Origin of the sequence: Methyloglobulus sp., assembly GCF_046714055.1 — a bacterium.
Taxonomy (GTDB): domain Bacteria; phylum Pseudomonadota; class Gammaproteobacteria; order Methylococcales; family Methylomonadaceae; genus Methyloglobulus.
In genome coordinates this window covers 1-22499 of sequence record NZ_JBKKBJ010000136.1, presented here as the reverse complement: position 1 = coordinate 22499, position 22499 = coordinate 1, and the positions used below count along the sequence as shown (strand labels likewise).

Annotated in this window: 25 protein-coding genes and 2 pseudogenes; 10 read left to right on the top strand and 17 right to left on the bottom strand. The window is 45.4% G+C overall.

Going from position 1 to position 22499, the window contains the following annotated elements:
* Positions 1–356: 356 nt before the first annotated feature.
* On the bottom strand, positions 357–719 hold the full coding sequence (locus ACLQ6D_RS08320) for a DUF2905 domain-containing protein (protein ID WP_411726818.1): 363 nt from the start codon (positions 717–719) through the stop codon (positions 357–359).
* Between the two features lie 249 nt (positions 720–968).
* Here ACLQ6D_RS08320 and ACLQ6D_RS08315 point away from each other — a divergent pair, with 249 nt between their 5' ends.
* The 4 genes from ACLQ6D_RS08315 to cysN all read left to right on the top strand — a co-directional run bounded on the left by ACLQ6D_RS08315 (position 969) and on the right by cysN (position 5714).
* On the top strand, positions 969–2573 hold the full coding sequence (locus ACLQ6D_RS08315; protein WP_411726817.1) for an NAD(P)/FAD-dependent oxidoreductase: 1605 nt from the start codon (positions 969–971) through the stop codon (positions 2571–2573).
* A gap of 186 nt (positions 2574–2759) precedes the next feature.
* Positions 2760–3668 carry a sulfate adenylyltransferase subunit CysD gene (gene cysD / locus ACLQ6D_RS08310; RefSeq protein ID WP_411726816.1) on the top strand — a complete coding sequence of 303 codons (909 nt, stop codon included), beginning with the start codon at positions 2760–2762 and terminating at the stop codon, positions 3666–3668.
* Between the two features lie 45 nt (positions 3669–3713).
* Positions 3714–4055 (top strand): four helix bundle protein, encoded by a 342-nt coding sequence (locus ACLQ6D_RS08305; RefSeq protein WP_411726815.1) that lies wholly within the window; start codon positions 3714–3716, stop codon positions 4053–4055.
* Between the two features lie 36 nt (positions 4056–4091).
* A complete protein-coding gene (gene cysN, locus ACLQ6D_RS08300; RefSeq protein WP_411726814.1) occupies positions 4092–5714 on the top strand; it encodes a sulfate adenylyltransferase subunit CysN in 1623 nt (540 codons plus the stop codon).
* A gap of 148 nt (positions 5715–5862) precedes the next feature.
* Here the strand turns inward: cysN and ACLQ6D_RS08295 are convergent, their stop codons facing one another.
* The 9 genes from ACLQ6D_RS08295 to ACLQ6D_RS08255 all read right to left on the bottom strand — a co-directional run bounded on the left by ACLQ6D_RS08295 (position 5863) and on the right by ACLQ6D_RS08255 (position 13008).
* Positions 5863–6423 (bottom strand): sugar transferase, encoded by a 561-nt coding sequence (locus tag ACLQ6D_RS08295; RefSeq protein WP_411726813.1) that lies wholly within the window; start codon positions 6421–6423, stop codon positions 5863–5865.
* A 9-nt stretch (positions 6424–6432) separates the two neighbouring features.
* Positions 6433–7392, bottom strand: a complete 960-nt coding sequence (locus tag ACLQ6D_RS08290; protein WP_411726812.1) for a UDP-glucose 4-epimerase family protein — start codon at positions 7390–7392, stop codon at positions 6433–6435.
* 118 nt (positions 7393–7510) lie between these two features.
* Positions 7511–8359, bottom strand: a complete 849-nt coding sequence (locus tag ACLQ6D_RS08285) for a glycosyltransferase (RefSeq protein ID WP_411726811.1) — start codon at positions 8357–8359, stop codon at positions 7511–7513.
* A gap of 123 nt (positions 8360–8482) precedes the next feature.
* On the bottom strand, positions 8483–9457 hold the full coding sequence (locus ACLQ6D_RS08280) for a glycosyltransferase family 2 protein (RefSeq protein WP_411726810.1): 975 nt from the start codon (positions 9455–9457) through the stop codon (positions 8483–8485).
* Positions 9458–10801, bottom strand: coding sequence for a glycosyltransferase family 4 protein (locus tag ACLQ6D_RS08275; protein ID WP_411726809.1), 1344 nt, complete (start codon positions 10799–10801; stop codon positions 9458–9460).
* 23 nt (positions 10802–10824) lie between these two features.
* Positions 10825–11766, bottom strand: coding sequence for an NAD-dependent epimerase/dehydratase family protein (locus tag ACLQ6D_RS08270; protein WP_411726808.1), 942 nt, complete (start codon positions 11764–11766; stop codon positions 10825–10827).
* Between the two features lie 396 nt (positions 11767–12162).
* Positions 12163–12423 (bottom strand): DUF3368 domain-containing protein, encoded by a 261-nt coding sequence (locus tag ACLQ6D_RS08265; protein WP_411726807.1) that lies wholly within the window; start codon positions 12421–12423, stop codon positions 12163–12165.
* A gap of 51 nt (positions 12424–12474) precedes the next feature.
* Positions 12475–12657, bottom strand: a complete 183-nt coding sequence (locus ACLQ6D_RS08260) for a hypothetical protein (protein ID WP_411726806.1) — start codon at positions 12655–12657, stop codon at positions 12475–12477.
* Between the two features lie 6 nt (positions 12658–12663).
* Complete coding sequence (locus ACLQ6D_RS08255; RefSeq protein WP_411726805.1) at positions 12664–13008, bottom strand: UPF0175 family protein; 345 nt, start codon at positions 13006–13008, stop codon at positions 12664–12666.
* A 494-nt stretch (positions 13009–13502) separates the two neighbouring features.
* Here ACLQ6D_RS08255 and ACLQ6D_RS08250 point away from each other — a divergent pair, with 494 nt between their 5' ends.
* The 4 genes from ACLQ6D_RS08250 (at position 13503) to dhaK (ending at position 15795) form a co-directional block, all read left to right on the top strand.
* The gene (locus ACLQ6D_RS08250) at positions 13503–13982 is read left to right on the top strand and encodes a hypothetical protein (RefSeq protein WP_411726804.1); all 480 of its coding nucleotides are present in this window, start codon (positions 13503–13505) and stop codon (positions 13980–13982) included.
* A gap of 61 nt (positions 13983–14043) precedes the next feature.
* The gene (locus ACLQ6D_RS08245) at positions 14044–14184 is read left to right on the top strand and encodes a tetratricopeptide repeat protein (protein WP_411726803.1); all 141 of its coding nucleotides are present in this window, start codon (positions 14044–14046) and stop codon (positions 14182–14184) included.
* Positions 14168–14620, top strand: coding sequence for a tetratricopeptide repeat protein (locus ACLQ6D_RS08240; RefSeq protein WP_411726802.1), 453 nt, complete (start codon positions 14168–14170; stop codon positions 14618–14620). Before ACLQ6D_RS08245 ends, ACLQ6D_RS08240 begins: the two co-directional genes overlap by 17 nt.
* Positions 14621–14805: 185 nt before the next feature.
* Positions 14806–15795, top strand: a complete 990-nt coding sequence (gene dhaK, locus ACLQ6D_RS08235) for a dihydroxyacetone kinase subunit DhaK (RefSeq protein WP_411726801.1) — start codon at positions 14806–14808, stop codon at positions 15793–15795.
* A 124-nt stretch (positions 15796–15919) separates the two neighbouring features.
* Here the strand turns inward: dhaK and dhaL are convergent, their stop codons facing one another.
* The 3 genes from dhaL to ACLQ6D_RS08220 are packed head-to-tail and all read right to left on the bottom strand — an operon-like array spanning position 15920 to position 17130.
* Positions 15920–16564, bottom strand: coding sequence for a dihydroxyacetone kinase subunit DhaL (gene dhaL, locus ACLQ6D_RS08230; protein ID WP_411726800.1), 645 nt, complete (start codon positions 16562–16564; stop codon positions 15920–15922).
* Positions 16565–16606: 42 nt separating this feature from the next.
* Positions 16607–16813 (bottom strand): DUF1289 domain-containing protein, encoded by a 207-nt coding sequence (locus tag ACLQ6D_RS08225; protein WP_411726799.1) that lies wholly within the window; start codon positions 16811–16813, stop codon positions 16607–16609.
* Between the two features lie 53 nt (positions 16814–16866).
* Positions 16867–17130: a DUF2024 family protein gene (locus ACLQ6D_RS08220; RefSeq protein WP_411726798.1), complete on the bottom strand. Its 264-nt coding sequence runs from the start codon at positions 17128–17130 to the stop codon at positions 16867–16869.
* A 107-nt stretch (positions 17131–17237) separates the two neighbouring features.
* Between ACLQ6D_RS08220 and ACLQ6D_RS08215 the strand changes: the two genes are divergently transcribed.
* On the top strand, positions 17238–17798 hold the full coding sequence (locus ACLQ6D_RS08215) for a MarR family winged helix-turn-helix transcriptional regulator (protein WP_411726797.1): 561 nt from the start codon (positions 17238–17240) through the stop codon (positions 17796–17798).
* 48 nt (positions 17799–17846) lie between these two features.
* On the opposite strand, the gene ACLQ6D_RS08210 is transcribed toward ACLQ6D_RS08215, so the two are convergent.
* From ACLQ6D_RS08210 to ACLQ6D_RS08200, 3 genes are all read right to left on the bottom strand, one after another.
* The gene (locus ACLQ6D_RS08210; protein ID WP_411726796.1) at positions 17847–18362 is read right to left on the bottom strand and encodes a DUF2380 domain-containing protein; all 516 of its coding nucleotides are present in this window, start codon (positions 18360–18362) and stop codon (positions 17847–17849) included.
* 737 nt (positions 18363–19099) lie between these two features.
* Positions 19100–20146 (bottom strand): SGNH hydrolase domain-containing protein, encoded by a 1047-nt coding sequence (locus ACLQ6D_RS08205; protein ID WP_411726795.1) that lies wholly within the window; start codon positions 20144–20146, stop codon positions 19100–19102.
* A gap of 12 nt (positions 20147–20158) precedes the next feature.
* Positions 20159–21064: an acyltransferase family protein gene (locus ACLQ6D_RS08200; protein WP_411726794.1), complete on the bottom strand. Its 906-nt coding sequence runs from the start codon at positions 21062–21064 to the stop codon at positions 20159–20161.
* Positions 21065–22202: 1138 nt separating this feature from the next.
* On the opposite strand from ACLQ6D_RS08200, the pseudogene ACLQ6D_RS08195 reads away from it, so the two are divergent.
* Positions 22203–22373 (top strand): annotated as a pseudogene (locus ACLQ6D_RS08195) (formaldehyde-activating enzyme); the annotation flags it as partial.
* Positions 22374–22430: 57 nt separating this feature from the next.
* On the opposite strand, the pseudogene ACLQ6D_RS08190 reads toward ACLQ6D_RS08195, so the two are convergent.
* A pseudogene (locus tag ACLQ6D_RS08190) lies at positions 22431–22475 on the bottom strand (hypothetical protein); the annotation flags it as partial.
* Between the last annotated feature and the right edge of the window lie 24 nt (positions 22476–22499).

Sequence of the window (22499 nt, the reverse complement as noted above, 5' to 3'; positions counted from 1 at the left end):
TGGGTATAAAACGAGGGAAGCAGGACGGCTGGGGCAGCCGCAGGCATTGGCGGTCGCGTTAAGTTTTTGCCGCTTGCTTGGGCTGGGACGCCCAAAACAAGCTTTCGCAAAAATAGCGACTCCCTTTATTGTTTAGTGCGTTCCTGGGACAACCCATAAGACCGCTAACCATGCGGCTTTTTTGACCGAAAACAGGGGCAGCGTTGATTTAATGGGGGTAACTATAGGGGTAACATTCTTGATAATTCCATGCATGCCACGTATAACGGGCTTGTTCGGATGTACCTATCCTCATACGCCCCTGCTAAGTGGGAGCTTGACGGTTGTTAGTGACCCCAAGGGGCCATGGTTAGGACTCAGCGGTTTATTAAGACTCCCCCGTTATCTTCATGGTCTTGTCCTTCTAGCTGTTCTTGGTTTCGGATACATTTCCTGATCTGTTCCTCTTCGAAACCTACTGTGGATCCCGCATAACTCCGAGCCTTTATTCCCTGCGTATACAAAAACTTTCTCCATTGGGCATCTCTAAAAAAAATTCCACTTTCCTCCCCTAGTTTTGGTCGCATCGAGATAGTAACTAAACAACCACCAGCTGAAGCTGGTGGTTGTTTAGTCTGAATACGAATATCGCCGGGCAACTTGCCAAACCAGTTAATTAGCCAAGGTGCATAGTTGACCGCAAGCCCGATAATAACCAACGCAATACCAAGAACTGTAATAATTTTTTCCTGTCGTCACAACTAAACCCCACTAGTGAATTTAAACGTCATAATATAGACAATATTGTCCAAATAATGTTGCGCCGCCAAAGAATGGCATTCCCGTATACCGCACCGAGCACCGGCGTTTTTATTAGGAACAGCGCCCGTTAGGGGTGTGGCAAAAGAAAGTAGCTCGTCCTCGGGTGCGAGAACCCGATTAATAATAATCGTCGCGGTAGCGACACCTTAACTATTAGCAAAACCCAAATGTTGAGAATCACCGAACTCAAACTCCCCTTAGACCACCAGGAAGGCGCAATCAAATCCACGATCCTAACCCGGCTGGATATGGCCGAAGAAGACCTTATCGCCTATAAGATATTCCGCCGTGCGCATGATGCCCGCAAACGGAATGAGATCCACCTCATCTATGCCCTTGATGTTGAAATAAAAAATGAGCAGTCCATATTATCGCGTTTGAAAAACGATCCGAAAATCTCGTTAACGCCGGATACTTCTTACCGTTTTGTAACCCAGGCACCCAAAAACCTGACGATGCGGCCTGTTGTTATCGGCACGGGGCCTTGCGGTTTATTTGCGGGATTAATCCTGGCGCAGATGGGATTTTGCCCGATCATCCTGGAACGGGGCAAAGAAGTTCGGGAACGCACCAAAGACACTTTCGGCCTGTGGCGAAAACGGCAATTCAATCCCGAATCCAATGTGCAATTCGGCGAGGGCGGCGCAGGCACGTTTTCCGATGGCAAACTCTACACGCAAATCAAGGACCCCAACCATTATGGGCGGAAAGTGCTTACAGAATTCGTAAAAGCGGGTGCGCCTGCCGAAATCCTCTACGTCAGCAAACCCCATATTGGCACGTATCGGCTAGTTACGATAGTAGAACAAATGCGGGCGACGATTGAGTCGCTAGGCGGAGAAATCCGCTTTCAAAGCCGGGTTGACAGGATCGAAATTGAAAATGGTCAGGTTCGGGGCGTTACTGCCCATGGTGAAGTCATCTCTAGCCATCATGTCGTGCTTGCTGTCGGTCATAGCGCCCGTGATACGTTCAAGATGCTCTATGAATCAGGCGTGTATATTGAGGCTAAACCTTTTTCTGTGGGTTTTCGGATTGAACATCCGCAATCTTTGATTGATCGCTGCCGATTTGGTAACTATGCGGATAATCCAATATTAGGCGCCGCCGAATACAAATTGGTGCATCACTGCAAAAATGGCCGTTCGGTTTACAGTTTTTGTATGTGTCCGGGTGGCACGGTGGTTGCCGCCACCTCTGAGGCGGAACATGTAGTGACCAATGGCATGAGCCAATACTCCCGGAATGAACGCAACGCCAATAGCGGCATTGTCGTTGGCATAACGCCGGATGATTACCCTGGACATCCACTGGCAGGAATCGATTACCAACGTCGCCTGGAAGCCCACGCTTACATACTTGGAGGCAAAACCTATGCGGCTCCCGGACAATTAGTCGGTGATTTTCTGGCTAACATCTCCTCAACATCATTCGGCAAGGTGATGCCCTCCTACTTGCCTGACGTGCATCTGTGTAATCTCGATTCAGCCTTGCCAGATTATGCTATAGCGGCGATTCGTGAAGCCATCCCTGCATTTGCTAAAAAAATCCTGGGGTTTGCCATGCCGGATGCGGTATTGACGGGCGTTGAAACCCGCACTTCATCACCCATCCGTATCAAACGCAACGCCTGTTATCAGAGCATCAATACCAAAGGACTGTATCCAGCAGGGGAGGGCGCTGGCTATGCAGGAGGTATTCTTTCCGCCGCCGTAGATGGCATTCAAGTGGCTGAGGCTTTGGCACTTGATATGGTTAGCACCAAAAGATAATAGACTTGTGGAATTGAGATTAAAAAACGAATTGGGCTATCATCCAAACAAAATACTTTTCAAATTACTAAAGCCCAAGCATGCACTTCTGGCAATAGAGACCCTTTCCAACTAAAATGGGCGGTCTGAACATTTTCTAAGCTTTTCTGGGTAATAATCTCCCAGACTCCACGACGTACAACATTAATGGCCGATTACAAGCTCACCCATCTTAAACAACTGGAAGCCGAAAGCATCCACATTATCCGCGAAGTGGCGGCAGAATTTGAAAAACCTGTCATGCTGTATTCCATCGGTAAAGATTCAGCCGTCATGTTGCATCTGACCATGAAAGCTTTTTATCCCGGTGTTCCCCCGTTTCCAATGATGCATATCGACACCACCTGGAAATTCAAGGAAATGATTGAGTTTCGGAACAATATGGCTAAAAACCTCGGCTTAGATTTGCTGGTATACATCAACCAGGATGGTGTTGATCAAGGTGTCGGGCCGTTTACACACGGCAGTAAAAAACATACGGATGTCATGAAAACGGACGGACTCAAGCAAGCCCTCAACAAATACCAGTTTGATGCGGCTTTTGGTGGAGCGCGGCGTGATGAGGAAAAATCCCGCGCCAAAGAACGTGTGTACTCGTTCCGCGATAAAAACCACCGTTGGGATCCGAAAAACCAGCGCCCAGAATTATGGAACATATACAACGGCACGGTGGACAAAGGCGAAAGCATCCGGGTATTTCCGCTCTCAAACTGGACTGAACTGGACATCTGGCAATACATTCATCTGGAAAACATCCCCATCGTACCCTTATATTTCGCCAAAGAACGTCCCGTAGTCAATAAAGACGGCATGTTAATCATGGTGGATGATGACCGTATGCCCATAGGCCCTGAAGATAAAGTCGAGATGAAAATGGTGCGCTTCCGTACCCTGGGTTGCTATCCGCTGACTGGAGCGGTCGAATCGACCGCGACCACCTTGCCTGAAATCATCCAAGAAATGCTGCTGACCACCACCTCAGAACGTCAAGGCCGTTTGATTGACCACGACCAAGCGGGTTCCATGGAACAAAAGAAACGCGAAGGGTATTTTTGAAAAAAGCAGGTTCAAGGCGAAAGACACAAGGCTCTAAACAGCATTATGAGATTTGAAGACTTGGAGGTTTGGAAGCGTTCTTGCCGCTTATCCGTTGAGATATGTAAGACACTGAAAAACTGTAAGGATTTTAATTTTAAAGATCAAATAACACGGAGCAGCCTGTCTGTACCTAGCAATATCGCTGAAGGATTTGAGCGTAATAGTGACAAGGACTCTGTTAAATTTTTTTATTACGCAAAAAGCTCATGTGGTGAGTTGCGTACCCAGATTTATATTGGCTTAGAGATTGGTTACATTGCAAAAGATGTTGGTTTCAATTGGAAAAGCGAAGCCGAACAAATATCAAAAATGCTTTCAGCCCTAATTAAATCTCGAACAATATAACCTTGTGCCTTGTGCCTAAAATTTTAGGAAATTTTCATGTCCCACCAATCCGAACTCATCAGCACTGATATAAACGCTTATCTGGCACAACACGAACGCAAGGAAATGTTGCGTTTTTTGACCTGTGGCAATGTCGATGACGGCAAAAGCACCTTGATAGGCCGCTTGTTGCATGATTCCAAGATGATCTATGAAGACCAATTGGCGGCGGTGCAAGCCGACAGTGTTAAATCCGGCACCACGGGCGCAGGCAAGATCGACCTGGCCTTATTGGTAGACGGGCTACAAGCCGAACGGGAGCAAGGCATTACCATCGACGTGGCCTACCGCTACTTTTCGACCTCCACCCGCAAATTCATCATTGCCGACACCCCAGGGCATGAGCAATACACCCGCAACATGGCGACCGGCGCATCAACCTGCGATCTCGCCATCATCCTGATCGATGCCCGTTACGGTGTGCAGACACAGACCAAGCGACATAGCTTTATTGCGTCTTTGTTGGGTATCCAACACATCATAGTCGCGGTCAACAAAATGGATTTGGTGGCTTATAGCGAAGACGTGTTCAACAAGATCAAACAGGATTACCTCAGCTTCATCAGTACGCTGGATTTGCACGACAATTGTTTTATCCCCATGTCCGCGCTGGACGGCGATAACGTCGTCAACCGCAGCGATAACATGCCCTGGTTTACAGGGTTGCCGTTGATGGAAGCGTTGAACACTATTCAAATCGCCAACGACCATAATTTTGACGATGCGCGTTTCCCTGTGCAATACGTCAATCGCCCTAATCTTGATTTCCGTGGTTTCTGCGGCACAGTGGCATCAGGGGTGTTCCACAAAGGCGATGTGATTACCGCATTGCCTTCGGGCAAAAGCAGCAAAATCAAGGCTATCGTCACATACAACGGCGATATTCCAGAAGCGTTTCCGCCCATGGCGGTCACCTTCACCCTTGAAGATGAGATTGATGTCAGCCGTGGCGATATGCTGATCGGCAAAGACCAGGCAGCCCCGGTGGTCTCCGACAAATTCAGGGCCAGTATCGTCTGGATGGCAGAGAAACCGCTCACCCCAGGCCGTCAATACGCCATAAAGTTGGCGACTCGGAAGGTATACGGTTCTATTTCCCTGATCCATCACCGGATTGATGTCAATACCCTGGAACATCATGATGCCAATGAACTCAAACTCAACGAAATAGGTTCTTGCACCGTTTCCGTCAACGCTCCGGTAGTTTTTGATCCCTACAAAAACAGCAAGTGGACTGGATCGTTCATCATTATCGACCGCCTGAGCAATGGCACCTTCGGCGCTGGCATGATTACCGGCATCACTGGCGATGAAGCCCTGCAACCCGTCAGCGCCGCAGAACGCGCCGCCCGCTTTAGCCAAACCGCAACCGCCATTGCCTTAACGGGCACAAACGCTAAAACACTCGCGTATCAACTGGAAAGAAAACTGTTCGATAACGGCCATGCTGCGACCATACTGGAAATACCCAGCGCGGCTTTGGTTGTAGCCATCAAAAACGCCGGCTTGCTTTGCCTTTGCATAGAAAATAGTGGGCTGGCGGATATGAATTTTGACGCCAGCAAACAATCGATTGATGATATTTATAGTGTATTGAAAGATACTAAGATTATTTTTTGATAAACTTGGCGGGTTCGCGACTGCAAACTGTCACCAACCTTAAAGCTACAGTGAATTGCCTTACGGGTTACGGGCTTTTAATACAGAGTTTTTCCGGACAGGCATGTTGCCCAGTCCACAGGGTTTCGTGCATGGCAGTGTGATCTTGTTAATGAGAAACGCCTTCACGACAGATCACCCTGACAAAAGTGAGCCCTAAAAGATAAAGGTCAAAGCCAAAAGATTTCTTTTGCAGATACTCTATATCATATTCGACCTTTTGCAGCGTAGGTAAATCATCCCTTCCGTTAATCTGCGCCCAACCTGTCAATCCCGGCATCAGGTGGTGAACACCACATTGGCTTCTAAGTGCAATAAGGTCATCCTGATTAAACAACGCAGGCCGTGGACCCACAAAACTCATATCACCTTTAATTATGCTCCAAAGCTGAGGCAATTCGTCAAGACTTGTTCTTCGCAAGAAACCTCCTATCGAAGTAAGGTACCTATCAGGTTGGTTAAGCAGATGTGTGGCCACCGCTGGCGTATCTATTTGCATGCTCCTTAATTTTGGCATACTAAAGATTAGGTTGTTACGGCCGACTCGATCAGACCAATACAAGATCGGGCCTTTTGATGTGAATTTGACCAAAAGTCCCAAAAAAAACAACGGAATGCTCAAAACAATAAGTGCAATTAAAGCTAACAACAGATCAAATAATCGCTTCATAGTAATAAATCACTCTGAATTTAATCCTGAAGACATACTTCGTGCAGCTGCTTTCAGCCCCTCTGCAAGAGGGATCGGAGGTATCCAATCTAAATACTGACGTGTTTTAGTAATATCTACTTGCAAAGAGCCACACAATCGTTGCGCTACGTCTTGTTTGCCTAGCAACCTTGCCCCATGCTCAATCCAACTTTGCGGCACAGGCAAGAGCCTCGTTTTAACCCCAAGCGCAGTTGCACAAGCATGCAATAATTCCGTGGTGGAAATATCGCATCCGTCAGAAACGAGAAAAACTTGATTGGCTGCCGCAGGATGGTCAATACATCGTAGAATCAGGCTTGCCAAGTTACCTATGTATACAAAACTACGTTTATTGTAGATAGCGCCGAGCGGTAATGGAATGCCTCGTTGTATCACTTTCATCATGCTTGCAAAATTAGCCTTCACTCCTGGCCCATAAACCAGTGGTGGCCGTATAACTACAATTTCCATCCCAGTTTTCTGTGCGCTGAGAAAAAGTCCTTTCTCAGCCTCAGACTTGGAAAAGCTGTAATTATCCTGGGGATTTAGAGTATCGTCTTCTTTAAAGGGTTCACCGAGTTCAGTGAGTTCGCCATTGACCTTGATCGAACTAAGAAAAATAAACCGCGTCACACCTCGCTTTGCAGCTTGTTTCGCTAGATTTAACGTACCTTCAACATTTACCTTGCGGTACTCCCCTAAGGAATCAACAGCATCATCCTCCATAATATGTACCCGTGCTGCTAGATGTATAACCACATCGATCTTGTGTAGTGCATTTGACCAATCCGTTTCACCATCTATTGCTCCAACAATAACCGTTTCAACGGCTTCGATTGGTGAATTTACTGAACGCACCCCCGCGCGGACTGAATAACCTTGCAGAAACAACTCACCACAAAGCAATTTCCCTACAAAACCGTTAGCTCCAGTAATAAGAATTTTCATGAAAGTCTATTGCATAATTAAGCTTATTGAATTGAAGCAAGGATAATATTTATAATGTAAAAATTTTAGATAAATAACTTGTAACATTTTGAATCTAATTAATTAGATTTTCATTAATTTACATTTTAAATTGATTTTTGATAGCTTGTACATCCAATATTTGAACGCATAGCTTCTTCAATTTTAAGCAAAAAATTTTCAAAAAAACCACTGAACAAAAAAAACGCATCATGCTCGTAAAATGCCATTTCAAGTATTCAAAATTCTGATGACTACTTCGATGGGCATAATGAACCACCTTGGCATTGGTACACATAACCACTTCATAACCCTTCAATCTCAACCTGGCGCATAAATCCACATCTTCATAATAAAGAAAGAATCGCTCATCAAATCCGGTTAGCTGTTTAAATATTTCGCACGGAAATACCATAAACATGCCACCCACCCAATCGGGAAAGATAGGTTTATCTTTCACTACATAGTCGCTGCCTTTGCACCTGCCAAATGCCTTGCAAAGTATCTTTAGTGGCGTTGGGAAGCGGCGCGCACAATCTTCCAATAAGCCAAGCTCATTCAGGACAAGCGGAGAAACCACCCCTACAGAAGCATCTTGCAAACAATCAAGTAAAGCGGGGAAAGGGTCTTCATTAAGCCGGACGTCTGGATTCAGTACACAAAAAAATTGTCCGGTCGCATAACTGAAAGCCTGGTTTTGGTTAGCTGCGAAACCTTGCGGTATCGAGTTGCGGATAATGCTTATCGGAAACGGGAAAACTTCTACGGGAAAGGGTAGTTCTTCCTCCAGGTTAAGCGTAAGAATTATCTCAACCAATAAAGGTTGGCAATGCTGTGCAATGTCATGTAGAAGATTTTTAACTAAATAAATTTGTCCATGACTGACTACAGAGATAGAAATCACTGGCGGGTGTTTGTTTAAAGTTTTTTCTATCTTAACCAACCGCATGCTCTAATGGTAGTGGAGTGGTACAGCAAAAAAAGGGTAAGGTGACACTGAGAATCATTTCAGCGCTCATAAAAACCTGACAGTATTTATCCGGCTTGAATACAGGGTGAATAAAACCTACACTTACTTCCTACCAAATTTTGATGGAATCATCAGCTTATCCAACTGTTGCCAAATTTCACTAGCTGAAGCAACTCGGTTTTTTTGAATATGCTGGCGCTTTTTCCACATATTAGGCAAACCCAACAATGCATCGCGCTTAGCTCGCAGAATCACCCTACCACGCCCACCCAACGCAAACCTGATAATACTCACAATATTCAACAACACATGTACAGGCAGCAGGAGCCAGAATAAGAAACTTGGCATATCCTTCACGAAAGTCCAAACCAAATTACGGTGGCCATGATATATGGCAAAATCACTATGTTGACCACCCGTGGAACCCGAACCGATATGATGAACGACGGACTGTGGTACATATAGGCAATGATACCCTGCCAATCTTAGGCGAAAACCCAGATCCACGTCTTCCACGTAACAGAAGTAGTCCTCGTCGAACCCCCCGACTTCGTGTAAGGCACTGCGTCGATAGAGGGCTGCCGCTGCACAAGGGGAAAACACTTCTTGCTCAATCCCTGCAGAAGTCGCTACTGGTGCGCCTTGCCCCATGCGCCAAACCCGGCCACTCAAATGATAAGCATCCCCCGCTCCATCCAAAATCATTGGGTCGGATGCACTCACTAACTGGCTGCCGAATACATCAAATTCTGGATTATCTTCGGCAGTTGCCATGAGAGTTTCCAACCAGCGTGGTTGAGCGAATGCGTCGGGATTAATGAGCGCTATCCATTTGGAATCCACAGATGCCTCTTCGATTGCCAGATTGTTGCCTTTTGCAAAGCCCGTGTTCTGGTCCAGTAACATTAACCGAACTTCAGAAAACCGCCGTGCTATCTCAACCGACCCATCTGAGCTCGCATTATCTACCAGGATAATCTCGTACGGCTTAAGTGTCTGATTCATCAACGCAAACAAGCATTGCTCAAGAAACTTTTTGCAGTTCCAATTTACGATAATAACAGTAACAGGTGCCATTTACTTTCCCTCCCATATTTTCGACAGCTCATCAACGTAAGTTACTGTTGATTTCGGCTGCACAGCATTAGTGCTTAGCTGGGACACAAGATCAGGCTCGCCAATGAATCGGGACAATCGTTTTGCAAGTTCTTCCACATTGCCTGTTTCAAATAGTAGACCATTTACCTGGTCTCGGATGACCTCAGAGATACCGGGCAAATCTGAAGCGATCACCGGACAATTTGCCGCTTGAGCCGAATAAACTACTAGCGGAGTGTTTTCATACCACAGAGAGGGAACTACCAGCACATCAAGATCTGCTAACACTTCGCTGATTTTAGAATTGTGGAAGATACCGCAAAACTCTATGTTATCGACAGTATCAGCGAATCGCTTTAGCACACACGAATATTCGGGTAGATCTTCCAAATTGCCGTATATTTTCAATATGGCCTTACCACCAGGTAAAGCTTTAAATGCATCAATGAGGATGTGACAACCCTTATGCGGGGCGAGTGTGCCTATGTATCCTACCCTGAAAGGTTGGCGAAGTGACTGACGATCCACCTTTATCAATTCCTTTGGCACCTCAACCCCAAAGGCTGACTGGACAATCAATTCTGGCGACACTCCAAATTTAATTAACTTCTCAGTCATAAAACTATTAGGGGAAATAATTTTGCTCAATTGGTTCAGCCGTGTGACGTTTTTTGCTAGGCGTGAACTGATTGCCTTCACCTCTACTTGCTGCGGATAGGGTGGCATGATTTCAGCTTGGGTGAGTCGCACTAGCAAGTCGATGGCAACCGTCGGCAGCCATTGGGCAACTTTGCCAGCCCATCCTTTTTTGGTACTCTGAGCAAAATGCTTTACGCAGTTGCCCGCATAAGCACTTGGGCCGGAACACAGTTTGCCGTCGCCCAATACGAGCTGCCCAGTTGGGCAGATGCTCCAAAAATCCGTTGGGGTCATAAAGCATGGAATACCTGCGCGTACAGCATGCTCAATCAGCCCGGTGCCCAATCGGTTTAAGTGGAAAAAATGCACCACACCGGGTTTGAACTTTTCTAAAATCTGGCCAAAATATTTGGCCGCAAGTTGGTTATCGTAACCGACCTCAATCATTGATATCTGCCCGGCCATTGGAGTGTATGCATGATGAAAACGATAGACATGAATACCTTCGAAATCGTATTCGTCAAATCTATCTTCATCTTGTAACTCTTTGATGCCCGGATGCCCTGTAAGGACATGCACCTCGTACCCGCGAGTAATCAATTCTCGGGCAACCGATAAAGTCAACACCTCTGTACCAGCCGCATATTGAGGAAAAAACTGATGGACTGTAAGAAGAATTTTCAATTTGTCGAAGACCTAATGTCAGCTCAAATGTCCGTCTTTACCAATTCAGACTTCATCCATTCAGCAGTGCGGGCGATGCCTTCCCGCATAGAGATTGAAGGAATCCACTTCAATTCTTCTCTTGCCAAGTCATTGCTTAACACATTCACTGGGACATCAAATGGTCTACCTGGCAGATAGCTAACCTCGACGGGCTTGCCGACTACTACTTCAAGTATCCCAATAAGTTCATTCAAACTGGTGCCAACACCAGAACTGACGTTAAAACAACTCTTCTCGCCTGAGTATTCGACTGCCCGAACAAAAGCCTCTGCCACGTCGCTTACATGAATATAATCCCGGGTAACGCTGCCATCCCCCCAAATTTCTATTGGCAAGCCCTTGAGTGCATGGTGAAGAAAAACCCCAACAGCACCCTGTGCGGTTTCGATACGTTGACGTTCGCCGTACGGATTAGCAACTCTCAGTGTGATGGTACTGATTCCATACAAGTGACTGTACATCCGCAGGTATTTTTCGATGGCAAGCTTGGTAATGCCATATGATACTAAAGGGTCTGTAGGATGCTTTTCATCAATAGGTAAATACATCGGGTTGCCATACACGGTACCTCCAGAAGAGATGAAGACTATCTTGCGAACGTTATGGGCCAACATAGCGTTGAGCATTTGAAGTGTTGCCACAACATTGCTTTGTACATCGTAAATTGGGTCATCGTTTGAATTCTTGGGTAGGGTGGTCGAAACCAGATGCAATACAGCATCCATGCCACTGATTGCATCGCTAACGTCATGAGTACTTGAAAAATCCCCTGTCATCCACTCCACCCGCTCGGATTGTGCAAACTTTCGATAGGGTGCAACCCGTGGCCGTTCAAAAATCCTGAGTTCGTGAGCATCCACCAATAAACGATCCGCTATCGTCGAACCGATAAAACCGCCGCCACCAAATATTACAATCTTCATTAAAGATCCTTGCAGAAAAATACTCGAAAGTATTAAGTTATAGTTGTAGTCAAGCTTACTCACCACTTGTATTTGCAATCTTTTTCAGGCTTTTTCTCCAATAACCTTCAGCCCCCCTTGCGTTATTTCTCGAAAACATTGGTGCGTGACCTCTCCAAATTGATAAGTGCCCGACGGTTACCCTTTTCCAGGTCAAAGGACAGGTTCTTGAAGATAGGCTTTTCTTGGGAAAAACCGAACAGGTGATATTTTAAGGTTGAAGTAACATTTTAAAGATAAAAAAATGAAGTGTAAGCCTGGTAGTTTAAGAATTGCTTTTTTTCAAAAGTTATTTAGTCAAATTGTGGTTAAACGAACTTTTTGCATTGCTTCTACGCTACTGGTTTCAAATCAGAATTAGATCTGTTCATTAACACTGATCAGTACCTGATTGATAACTGTAGATGAAATACGAAAGTCAGAAGCATGCAAAACCTCAAAAGCCTTTCGTGCGTATGGGATCAGGCCTTGCTTTTTGGCCAAACCGATAATTGCTGCTGTCCCGACAACATTTAGCCCTTTTTCCTTCGCCACGGAACGACCTGCGCGTTCATCCGTAATTAGCAAAACCTTACCCGCATGCCCCAAACCCAGATTGATACAGTCTGTTTCCCCCATATCCAGATCAATATCTAACTGCGGTTTTATTGGTTCAAGCCATACCTTTAATCAGCCTATGTCGATGGCATGAGCAATCTTTTCCTCTCCACGCACGGCTACACCCGGCAACACTTCACGTTTTATTGACTCGGGCAGAAAAACTGTTTCAAAGAGTTCAGGCAACCACTTTAATCCATCCACTATCGCCAGTCCGATCAAGGGACTGGAACCAATAACAACGAACCGACCCACGTCTGGTTATGCCTGTTTCAACCATTGATCCAGGGTATCCATATCCTGTTGCACTTCTTCTGCCGTTTGACTGATGGCAGGGATTCCCAGCCGTGAAATATGTGCGATAAACTCGGCCAGTGGCATATCTGCCAGCTTCGCAGAACGTGCTAATGATAAATCGCCGTCCCTGAACAATGCGGTTGGAAGTGCTTCACGCACACCGGGCAACCCTATAATTTTGGAGGATTTAAGCCCGATCATTAATGCATCTGGTTCGTTTCTGTTCATAACCAATACTAAGTCATCATGCGCCATCCGCAACGCTTCACTAGGATTGTTTTTCACTCCACTGACGTTAACTGTTTTCATGGTCTTCTCTCATAGGAATATTACATAGGCATATTATAAGGGCTGCTGTAAATATTCGTAGCTCCATTAGCCGAAATATTTTCGAGACTGTCCGGCTTAAGTTTGTCAATTAACAGATCAAAGCAATACGTAAGTGACCGATAATAAATTGGCCACTTACGAATTCAGTCTAGTTAGACTTCCGTTTGTTCCGCCATTTCCAATGTTATCATCGACTTCAATGCCTAAATACCGTGGCACCAACTCAGCAAGTTGGTGCTCGCTGAGTTGTGATTAAGAGGCAGGCACATACCCCGTCCTGCTCGGTCGAGGAATATCGAAGCTCTGAAACTCCCGATTCCGCAAGCTGCATCGAGGCTACTTGATAACGCAAATTCTTAGCTTGCTCACGCATCTGTTCCAGGTATTCCAATGGCCAAAGCAACAAATCTATTATCAATAGCTTGCTGTTTCATTTATCATTCGTTGTAATGTTCACTATTTAGATCAGGCTAATGAATCTGATAATAAATGCTTGGGATTGGCTGTCTAAGCCAGAAAACTGGGAATTGATTACCTTTATCGGTGGCGGCATTGTTGTATTGGTAGCCGCAGTATGGAAAGCCTATTTACACTTTTCGAAGAAACCAACACAAACCAAGCCCACGATCACAGCCTCCGGTAATGGCATCGCCAGTTCGGGAAATATTACGGCGACAGCCAGTAATGGCGGCAACGCTGTCGTTGCGACAGGTGACGTGACTATCGGCATGACCTCTGCCAGTGTCGAAAATATCGTTACCAAGCTGATAAACAAACACCAGCTCGAAACAAAAACCAAAGACGAACTTAAGGCACTTACCGAAGCAGTGACGGCGTTAAGCAAAGGGCAAAATACTCTTGGCACCGAAGCGCAAGTCAAAGCCGCATTGGCCGCATTAGCCCAAAGGCGATACCACCCAGGCGAAAGCCCTGTTTGCCAACGCCGCGCATAAAGCCGATCAGGAAGCCAAACAAGGGGCGGAAGCGTACCGCAACCTCGGTGCCTTAGCCTATTTGGACAATACCCAGGAAGCCTTGCAAGCCTATCGCCGTGCCACAGGGCTAGACCCCGATAATGCCGATGGCTGGAATAATCTAGGGCATTTATTGGCTTGTGTCGGTGACTTAGGCGAGGCCATTGCCGCTTACAGCTAAAGTACAGGCATTGGGTGAGGCGCATCACGACCAAGAAGAAATTGCAATGGCTTACGGCAACTTGGGGAATGTCTATCAAATCCGGGGCGATCTGGATAAAGCCATTGAACATCATCAAAAAGCCTTAACGATTGATGAAAGCTTAGGCAGTAAAGAAGGCATGGCGGCGGATTACACTAACTTTGGGATTGTCTATCAAATCCGAGGCGACCTGGATAAAGCCCTTGGGTATCATCAAAAGGCTTTAAAACTCTATGAAAGCTTAGGCCATAAAGTAGGCATGGCAATTAATTACAATAACTTGGGGGTAGTTTATGCGCAACAAGACCATAAGGAACAAGCCAAACTGGCTTTTCAAAAGAGTATTGATTTGTTTAAGGTGTTAGGCGATCCTACTAGGGTAAAACTGGTGCAAGGTTGGCTGGATGCTTTGTAGGAAGGTGAATTCAATACCCTTGCGCTGCATTCATTCAGCCAGTGAACCTGCCGTATTACAAGGTTTGTTGCATTAACAAAAAAGGTGCAAGGAAGGCTAGCTTTGCACAAGCTTGAAGCATAACCGTTGTTTTTGGCGCTCCGGCTTGGAAACTAAACAGCCCGTTAATAAAGAGAGGCAGTTCCATGAAAAAATTCATCAATAACGTCGATACAGTCCTCAACGAGAGCCTACAGGGATTTGCCCTTGCCCATAGCGACATCATTGAATTCAGCGCAGAACCCCGGTACGTCAAAAGAAAAACGCTTAAAGGGCCGGGCAAGGTTGCGCTGGTTTCAGGTGGCGGTTCCGGGCATGAGCCCTTGCATACCGGCTTTGTCGGCACAGGCATGTTGGACGCGGCCTGTCCTGGGCAAATATTCACCTCCCCTAGCCCCGACCAGATGCTGGCTGCGGCGCAAGCCGTCCAACAAGGCGGTGGTGTTTTGTTCATCGTCAAGAATTATGCCGGCGATGTGATGAATTTTGAAATCGCTTCGGAAATGTTGGAATTTACGAGCGCTTCCGTGCTTGTCAGCGATGATGTTTCTTTACCGAAAACGCACAGCACAGGACGGCGCGGCGTGGCGGGAACCTTGATGGTAGAAAAAATGGTCGGCGCGGCGGCTGAAAATGGTGTCTGTTTGTCTGAGTGCAAAACGCTGGGCGACCGTATCAACCTCGCAACTGCGTCTATGGGTGTTGCCTTGACCAGTTGCACAGTGCCCGCTTTAGGCAAACCGACGTTTGCGATTGGCGACAATGAAATGGAGATGGGTGTCGGTATCCACGGAGAACGCGGTCGTGAAACTGTGCCTTTGAAAAGCGCAGCGGACATTGTTGAACAGGTGGCTACGATTATTGATGAAGATTTGCATCCAAAGAAAGGCCAGGAAATGTTGCTCCATGTCAACGGATTCGGTGGAACGCCGCTAATGGAACTGTATTTGGTTTACGGTTTGGCGGCGGCATTCTGGCAAAAAAAGGGCTTACGTATTATCCGATCCCTAGTCGGCAACTTCACCACTTCAATTGATATGGCGGGGACTTCGATTACCTTGACCCTGCTCGACGAAGAACTGACGCGCTTGTGGGATGCCCCAGTCCATACCGCAGCATTGCGGTGGGGTGGTTAGAGTGTGCCCTAGGTTCACAACCAACACATCGACTATAGATTCGGCCTTGTGTAGCCATTAACTCCGTTCACCTTGAGCCTGTCGAAAGGCTAGTGGGCTTTGGATTAGTCCAGCCCAAACGGTTTCAGGCATAATCGGACCAAATCAATAACGCATCGACAAGCGCACAAATCATTAACTGACTGCTTTTTGCTCCCGCATCAATATGGCCTCGTGAGCGCTCGCCCAGAAAAGAGGCGCGGCCCTTAGTCGCAACCATATCGCGGGTAGATTCCGCACCCGCTATTGCCGCCTGCTTAACCTGCTCAAATAAGTCAATCAATTGGGACGGCTTGGTTGCGTCCTGGTGTAACTGTCCTGCTACCGGGATCAATACATCCAGCATGGTTTTTTCACCCTTGTCCGCTTTGCCACGTTGCTTAACGGCTTCCACACCTTTTAAAAATACATCGGCAAAGGTCGTTAACGTTAATGGCTGATTTTGCAGGTTCTTGCCCATGGCCATGAATAACGTGCCATAGAGTGAGCCGGATGCGCCGCCTATTGAGGACATGATGGTCATACCCATTTTCTGCAAGGCAGCCTGCCAATCGAGTTGGCTTAAAGCCCCACTTTGAGCCATCAACGCCTGGATGCCACGTTGCAAATTAGCCACATGATCGCCGTCACCTATCGCTTGATCCAGCTCGGTCAGTTCTTCGGCATTGTTTTCAATAGTTTTTGCTACAGCTTCAATGAGGCTTGGTAATAAGGCGGCAGTGTTCAACATGATGGCAACTCATTTGAATTCCATGAAGTGGGCATTGTAATCCTATCCAAGAAAATGCTTATATCTTTCATGATAGGCGACACGGCGACTTTTTGTGTTATTCAAAATCATTTGCCGGGTTGCGTTATCAGCATTGGCCCAGCCAACAACTTCAGGCAATGAACGGAAACAACCCACGCACACATCCTCTTCGTTCAGGCAACAATGTCTTATGCAGGGTGATGGAATGGGTTCATCTGCTGTTGTCATTGGCTCGTTTGTAGTGTGGTAAGGCAAGCAAAGCTAATGATAATCCCGAATTTTTATTTGGGGCAACCTTCAAGCTTATAGATAGCATAACCTTGGGCGTCTATCTGCTTACGTAATTCCGGCGGTGCCTCAGCACTGTGGCAAAAAGCACAGTTTTCCTGGGTCACAACCGCATCCGCGTGACCCATACTGGCTAACCATTCCTTGGCATAACGCAAGGCCTTATCTTGATCCTGTTCATCAAGAACCACATCAAAGTGCATAATTCTTCCACTCGCAGCTTTTGCATAGGTGTCATAGACATGGGAAAGTGGCATAATTATCTCCGAAAGAAAGACCTGGTATAAAATAGCGAATCGAAACATATAGCTTATGTTACCATCACTTCACTGTCAACTTATCCTTTCTTAAGGAACTTTAACTTATGGAAAAAGTTACCGTTTTCGACGTTATCGAACGCATGTCCGCATTGATACGTTCAGAAGAACGTAAAAAATGTACGGAATTTGGCCTGCAATCCGTACATTTACAGGTTCTGGACTACTTGTCGCGATGCAATAAGTACAGTGATACCCCGGCTGCCCTCACCAATTATCTGGGCATGACTCGGGGAACGGTGTCACAAACCCTGTTGTTATTGGAAAAAAAAGGCTATATCAAAAAAACAACGGACACCGTAGACCGGCGTGTTGTCCATCTCAGCCTACTTCCCGAAGGGAAAGCAACATTGGCGAAAGCCAGGCCGTGCGAGTTGTTCAATCAGGCTTCTGATTTATTGCAGGCCAATGAATTACCCCGTTACGACGAAGCCTTGGTGACCGTGCTAACCGCCTTGCAAAAATCGAACAAATCACACTCTTTTGGGATATGCAAAACCTGCCAATTTTTTACCCTATTGTCAGATGGGTACTTGTGCGGATTGACCAAGGAACCGCTGACCGAAGAGGATAGTGAGAAAATATGCCAGGAGCACAGCATTTTATAAGCATTAGATTAGAGATCCCCATTAGGCTGAAAATTTCGCAGTAGAAACTTATTTCAAGCCGCTAAAAGTATCGTTGACTTTAACAACCAAGCTCTCCACCCCTTTACGGGTCAGCTTTTTCTCTCCACCTTTAACTTCAGACAAATAATCCGCTATCAAGCGCTGTTGTTTAACATCAATTAGGTGCACCATCAGGTACACAAACAAAAAACTGGGTTTATGCAACCTGCCCACTATCACATAGTCTGCGCCGTATTGCTGTGCCAGTTGCGCGGCAACATCGTGGTGATCGAAAAGATAACCCACCCCTGCGGTGGCCTGTGTTTGAGCATCTAGCGGTATCGTAACAATGTCGTAGCCTGATTTTTTTAATTCTTCTTCCAGCATCGGCTTAACCGAAGCCGTACGCGCTATTTCTTGCGGAATGCCAGGCGCAAGCGTGTGATCCCTAAGCTCAAAATCAAGGACTGCCATCCGGGGTTGTGATGTTGCGTTAGCGGAAGACAGGCATAATAACAGCGCAAATATGGCACTGGGTAATTGGGTCGTTTTGCTCGTGTTCATAAGTCATTAAATTGATAGGCATTGAATGGGACTTCAACTTTTTCTTGCCCGATGGATGTGCATCCAATGATTTCTGGGATAGATAGGCCTTATTACAGTCTATAGCAAAAGTTGCCTGACTTAAATAAGGAAAATAGTGCTAATGAAATTATGGGCATAGAATATTCTATGTGATCCGGCCTTTTAAAGATTGAAGCCAATTTGCCTGTATCTCTTTCTACATATAGCTTTAATTCACGAAGTATTAAAACTTCACAAGGCCGAATCTATAGAAATCTCTGAACAAATCCAGCCAAAATGTTAAAAATGATAACGGCATAACTCAACGACTTTTTTGATAATTTACGCCTTTTACAGCCAACCGCAATGATTTCCTTCAGTTATTCAGAGGTTCCTATAATGTCAGGGTTGAAAACACTCAGTACGATTTGTGCATCATTCTGTTGCAGGATGGTATAGCGTAACGTAGGGCAGGTTATTTTTCTTGTCTAGTCCATTTTATAGATTCTTGGTTTAACAGTGGGCAGATAAAGCGTTGCCGTAAGATGGATTTGCGCCAGCAATCCACCAAAACGGAACATACACCGCCATCGAACAGTTAGCAATTCCTAAACGGTAGCCACCCCCCCGCCTCGCAGCGAAAGCGGTAAAGCCATTGCTTGCGCCGCCATGCGTAAGCTTATTCATATTGCCTTCGGTATACAAATCAGGCAAGCCTTTTGACCCTACACCGCCGTTTAATTATCGCTTGCTTTTCGGGTGGCAAGACGGTATTTATTCGGGTTTATTTTTGAAATTCTTTCTTTAAATTTATTATAAATAGTTGAATTCTCAAATGATAAAGCAGACATCCTAGAGCCGTATATACTTATATGGGCACCATCTAAACTATATGGGATATTATCTTTAGTCACATCCGAAGGAATCCCGCCAATATTAAAAAGAGACTTTCTGTCCAAGTACAAAACATTATCATACTTACCTGCTAAAATTTCTAATTTTTCATCTGCCTCTCGAGTCACTTTGTCTTTTTCTTTGCTGAGTTCGTTTATATCAAAATTCAATCCAGACAAAAGACTTCTCTCGTACCTAGACTTAACATTAACATCAAAAGTAGTCGGAGCAGCCATCAAAATTACCAGCTTTGTCTTATCAGACGCTAAAGATATTGCATCATAAAGACCTTGCTCTTTATTTTGGTAATATACATCATCCCACGCGCCAGCAAAAACAACAAAATCATAATCAAAAAGGTTATTTACCAAGTAATCCCTATTTATCTTGCACTGCTTATAAGCTCTGCTAGATGAAGGCCCGGTAAATTCTCCTGTAATACTTGGATAGCACCAATTTGTAGCAACAGAATTTATTTTTATATGATTGTCTGATCCAACAACATCCCAAAACGGGCCATTATGACCAGCATAAGAATCACCAAACAACAATCCTTTGATGCCCGATGCTTTATCCCCGAGCTCACATTTTAACCCATCATTACCTATAGACAATTCGTCAATAGAGTCAATACTGTAGAAACACCACCCATTATTGAATAGCGGCATAACCATATCTTTTGTACTATCGTAAAACTCAGCTTTCATACGACCAGGAACACCTTTTAATACAAAAACAAACGTCCCCAAAAAACCAACAAGAATTAATGTACCCCCGACTCTTATATTTGGACTTATACCTTTAACGTACCTGTTTTTTCTCCCTGCAAAACCTTCAATAAAAAAATAAGATAAGTAACCTAAAAAAAATGATGCGGCAATCGCCGCCATAACCCATAACGCTTAGGCTGCAGCACCAAAATCGTTAAGTGCAACCACTAAGGGCCAGTGCCACAAATAAATAGAATAAGAAGTTTTTCCAATAAACTGCGCTATCGGATTGCAGGTCAATAAAGATTCATTTCTTTTTGACATTATGACCAAAACCGCACCTAAAACTGGGATAGATGCCAACCAACCTGGCCAAATATCATCTGCACTGGCATACATAACACTAAAAGCAATAAGGCCAATTCCGATCAACTCCAACATCGTTCCAGTACGTTCTTTTATGGCTATAGGGAAAAGATAAACCAGTCCACCAGCCAGCATTTCCCATGCCCGCGTCGGAAGCAAATAGAACGCGGCGCTCGGCCATCGACCAGACGCATAAATCGAAATCAAGAATGAAAAGACCGCAAAAAAAAATAATCCCCAACGAACCCGTGATGCCGCCAGCCATTTTCGCAATAGAAGAATGATTAATGGATAGACTATGTAGAACTGCCATTCCGCAGAAAGCGACCAGGTATGCAATAACCACTTTTCGTGCGAGGCTTGATCAAAATACCCTGCTTCACGCCAAAAAATAATATTAGATATAAATCCTAGGCTACCACCCACAGACTTCCCGAGATTTTTGTATTCGGATGGAGTCAGTAAAGACCATCCAGCTACGAGCAAAACAAAACAAAGAAATGCAAGAGCCGGAATTATTCGGCGACCGCGATCAAGGTAGAAGCCAATTAGAGAAAAATTCCCTCGATCTACTTTATTAAAAATAATTCCGGTCATGAGAAATCCGGAAATCACAAAAAAAACATCAACGCCGACAAACCCGCCTTTCATTCTGGAGACACCAAAATGAAAAAGGATTACGGCAATTACAGCAATCGCTCTTAACCCATTAATATCTTTTCTAAAATCCATAATACTGTTTTTTGTTAAGAGGGGAATTCACTTCGCTCTCGTAGGCAGAAGATGCAGTATATATGAATCAGCGAAAAATCCTATCTAGCGGACGGCGTGTCACGGAATCAGATTATCCTTGGGTAACAGATATTCAACCACTATATATAGGGGTTACGAGAGTAAAGTGGATTTCCCCTTTTTGTTATTACGCGAATTCAAACAATTAAGTGCTATATCTCGGAAGCAGGTTGGATGGAATAGTTTTCCTTCGACCCAAACAGAAATTAACGAGACCTACAATGAATTATGTAGTATACCCCAAATATCAGGCCAGACGCATAACTGCCCAATTGAATTAAGACTATGAACAAGGCTGGAATCGTAAGCGTATTCAACGATTGATGAGCATAATAGGGGTATGCGATGAGGCATCGGGGCCAGATACCAGCCGACCGCACCCTGAACATAAGTTTTCCTGATTACACCAATCCCAATAAATTCTCATTGATACCTTCTCCAAAGGGAGAAGGCCAGGGTGAGGGGTTTCATATAACAACTTTTTGGGATTGGTATTACTTACAAGCTTCAGCCAAACTAAACAACCACCAGCTAAGCTAGTGGGCTTATATTCAGGGCCAAAGTCCGGATACGGGTCGTAAGACTGTCCCTTAATCATAACTCAGCGAGCACCAACTTGCTGAGTTGGTATCCCTGAAGCCGTTCTTGAAATCGAAACCAACCCTGCCAAATCGTGTCCCAACCGACACATCCAGTGCGCTTGGTATCGGTAAATCCGCCCAGTTTTGCTATAGCATAAAAGCCCCAGTGCCTAGACGTCGCCGTTTTGGGTAAAGACTTGCCACACTCGGTCGAGACCCACAGGACTTTCCATTCATTTTAACAGTTTCACAGGTTTTTCAGGCTTATTACTACCGGTTTGACGTTGCCTTTAGTTTTTAGCTGACGATCCTTGCTAATCAGGACGTATATTAAAAAGTGTTTGATATGACACAGTTTTTAATGAAATCTTGCTGTTTACGTAGCGATTAAAATCTGAAAGATGGATAATGGTTTTTGTTAGCTCGTGGCTTGAGCTATTGCCCCTGTAACTTCATCCATCATAGAATGCAGCTTTAGCCTAATGATCGGAGTTTTTATGTCAGGTGCAATTTGGTTCAGGATGGGGGAGGCCACCGTGTTTTCCAGCGAGGGGCAAGGTGCTGATGCCATGCCGGAAATCCTCATTGGCAGCGTTAAGGGGCCTGCCGGTACGGCTTTTGCGAACCTGATGGGACAAACTGAGGGACACACCCGAATGTTCGCCATCCTGCCCATAGACGTTTTCTGTAGGACTGGATACCGTGATGTCCTTGCCGTCGTACAGGACGAGATGCTTCTCGCCGTCACTCTGTTCGACTTCGACGCGCAGCCCGTTGGGCCGGTTTACGGTGAT